The sequence below is a fragment of the Sphingobium sp. genome (assembly GCF_035511395.1).
Lineage (GTDB): Bacteria > Pseudomonadota > Alphaproteobacteria > Sphingomonadales > Sphingomonadaceae > Sphingobium.
This window is the reverse complement of the sequence record NZ_DATKFP010000312.1, coordinates 1-2,686: the sequence shown is the minus strand read 5'-3', so window position 1 is coordinate 2,686 and position 2,686 is coordinate 1. Positions and strand designations below refer to the sequence as shown.

The 2,686-nt window shown below is 64.2% G+C and carries 3 protein-coding genes; 2 read left to right on the top strand and 1 reads right to left on the bottom strand.

The genetic code is table 11. The features are described 5' to 3' along the window. Window positions 1-228 precede the first annotated feature (228 nt). A complete protein-coding gene (locus VMR39_RS21625; protein WP_325418975.1) occupies window positions 229-978 on the top strand; it encodes a phosphatidylserine decarboxylase in 750 nt (249 codons plus the stop codon). Continuing rightward, window positions 978-1,838, top strand: a complete 861-nt coding sequence (pssA, locus tag VMR39_RS21620) for a CDP-diacylglycerol--serine O-phosphatidyltransferase (RefSeq protein WP_325418977.1) — start codon at window positions 978-980, stop codon at window positions 1,836-1,838. The genes VMR39_RS21625 and pssA overlap by 1 nt, the downstream gene beginning before the upstream one ends. Before the next feature lie 381 nt (window positions 1,839-2,219). Here the strand turns inward: pssA and VMR39_RS21615 are convergent, their stop codons facing one another. Beyond that, window positions 2,220-2,507: a hypothetical protein gene (locus VMR39_RS21615; protein WP_325418973.1), complete on the bottom strand. Its 288-nt coding sequence runs from the start codon at window positions 2,505-2,507 to the stop codon at window positions 2,220-2,222. Window positions 2,508-2,686 lie beyond the last annotated feature (179 nt).

Genomic DNA, 2,686 nt, shown 5'->3' with positions numbered 1-2,686 from the left:
AGTGGTTAAAGGCAGCAGACTGTAAATCTGCCCGTGCAAGCGTACGCTGGTTCGAATCCAGCCCTGTCCACCACCAGATTTCCGCGACGAGCGGATGCACAGGCCCAGCGGGCCTTTCCCGATAAACGGCTCACTCGCCCGCATTTATCCGCCGGTGCTTTTCCTGCGTGGGAACACCACGGGGCCATCGGCATTGCGGTACTAGTGCGCACTGTCTAGATGAGAGCGATGCCCGGAGAAATTCTCGATAATCAGGGCCGCGGCGAAGCGTCGTGGCAGTGGCCCTCCATTCACCCCGAAGGTCGCAAGTTCGGCGCCATAGCCGGCGTCGTGGCTCTGGTCGGCTGGATTCTGCTCGGCCCGTGGGTCGGCTGGCCGCTTGCGGTGCTGACCCTGTGCGTGCTTGCGTTCTTCCGCGACCCCGTGCGCGTCACGCCGCAGGACGAGCGGGCGATCATCGCGCCTGCCGACGGCCTCGTCACGCTGATCGGCAAAGTGCCGCCGCCGCGCGAGCTGACCATGGACGATGGCACCGGCTCGGCGCCGATGTCGTCGGAGCCGGTCACCCGCATTTCGATCTTCATGTCGGTGTTCGACGTCCACATCAACCGCACCCCCATCGCCGGCACCGTCAAGCGGGTGGTCTACATACCCGGCAAGTTCGTGAACGCGGACCTCGACAAGGCGAGCGAGGAGAACGAGCGCCAGCACGTGCTGATCGAGCGCGGTGATGGCCTGCGCATCTGCTTCACGCAGATCGCCGGCCTGGTAGCGCGGCGCATCGTGCCCTTCGTCAAGCCGGGCGACATCATCGCCGCCGGCCAGCGCATCGGCCTGATCCGTTTCGGCAGCCGTGTCGACGTCTACCTGCCGGCTGGAACCGAGCCGAAAGTCCTGATGGGGCAGAAGATCATCGCGGGCGAAACGGTGCTCGCCGTGCTCGCCAACGCTTCCCTCATCGAGGGCATCGCCCAGTGATGGAAGACCCGGGCTACGAGGCGGAGGAGGCTTTCGCGAGCCAGCCGGAACGCCGCCGTCGACTGGCCGCGGGACTGTCCATGCGGGCGATCGTGCCCAACGCGATCACTGCCGCCGCCTTGTGCTCGGGCCTTACCGGAATACGGTTCGCCATCGCGGGCGATTTCGAGAAGTCAGTCCTTGCGATCATCCTTGCCGGCCTGCTCGACGGTATAGACGGGCGGGCGGCGCGGCTGCTCAAGGCCCAGACGCGCTTCGGCGCCGAGCTCGACAGCCTTGCCGATTCGATTTCCTTCGGGGTCGCCCCGGCGCTCATCGTCTATCTGTGGACGCTGCACCAGTTGCCCAGCCTGGGCTGGATCGCCGCGCTCGCCTTCGCGATCTGCTGCGTGCTGCGACTGGCGCGCTTCAATTCGCGGCTCGACATGCTGGACCAGCCGCACAAGGCCGCCGGCTTCCTGACGGGCGTTCCGGCTCCGCTGGGGGCAGGGCTGGCGTTCCTGCCGATGTACCTGTGGATCGCCACCACCCGTCCCGAGTTCGCCAACCCCGTGGTGGTGAGTCTCTGGATGGTGCTGATCGCCTTCCTGATGATCTCGTCGATCCCCACGCTTGGCTGGTCGCGCCTGCGGCCGCCCAATTCGTTGCGACTGGGCGTCATCGCGGTGGTGGGCCTGACGGTGGCTGCACTGCTGACCGAAACCTGGTTTACGCTGGTGGCGATCACCATCGTCTATATCGCGCTGATACCCGTTGGCCTCGTCACTTACGCGAAGGTCAGGCGGCGAGGTCCAGCATCGCCGTCTGCGGCCATTCAAGGCCAATCCGGTCGGCGCCACGGCGAGCCGGACGCTTTCTGAACTCCACGAGAGCGGGGGCCGACAGGCGCTCCGCTCTTTTCCATTCGATCGTCAACGTCGCCGGGCACGCTGCAAGCTGCGCCCGAAGCGTCGTTGCACCTGAGCCGAACCTGCGGACGGTTGCCAGGATGCTCCATGCCGACGCCACTGCGGCGATGGTGAAGAGACAGGCAGCGAATGCGGTCATGACCATTCCTTTCGAACCATCGCCCGTGCCGGAGACGGGCTGTGGACAGCTTGTGGAAAACGCAGTTTCGTTCTATCAATGTTCCGTAGCTGCTTAGTTCTCTTTTTGTTCCGGACGAGTCAAGCACAATCTTTCCGCCCCGCGACCGCGGAAGAAAAGTTCGGCTTGTTAGGCGATCCGCGCCCGCAACCGCCTCAGGCGGCGGTGGTTCGGTGCGGGAACTGGTGCAGTCGATGCGTGACCGGCTTCGGGCGGCGATGGTGGCGCGCCAGCGGATGCGCACGCCGCGTCTCGACAGGAGCGCCAAGAGGAGGGCTCCGCAGGTCGAGCGTGGTCACGTGGATGGAGCGTTCTTCCGGCGTTTCGTTCAATTGACCGCGCAGGGTCCGCAGCAAGGGAAGGGCGACGCTCAGGCTTTTCCAGATGGTCAGTGCCGCTGCCACGACGGCGAGGGAAAAGAGGGCGAATGGTAGGATGCTCATCGCGATTGCCTTCGAGTTCACCCCTGTCGTGATGGTCCTGCTGCCTGCCCTTTGCGAGACCGTCGCGTTTTTCTGATGTTCTTCGTGTTAACCAGTTTGCTGGTTGGTTATGCCATGGGAAGATACTTATGAGAGGCTTGGTTCCAGATCCAAGCCTTTGATCAAGCGTGTAATTCCGT

Bases quoted from the DNA above. Each gene is read 5' to 3' on its own strand.
- VMR39_RS21625 (WP_325418975.1), top strand. From the start codon at position 229: ATGCCCGGAGAAATTCTCGATAATCAGGGCCGCGGCGAAGCGTCGTGG.
- pssA (WP_325418977.1), top strand. From the start codon at position 978: ATGGAAGACCCGGGCTACGAGGCGGAGGAGGCTTTCGCGAGCCAGCCG.
- VMR39_RS21615 (WP_325418973.1), bottom strand. From the start codon at position 2,507: ATGAGCATCCTACCATTCGCCCTCTTTTCCCTCGCCGTCGTGGCAGCG.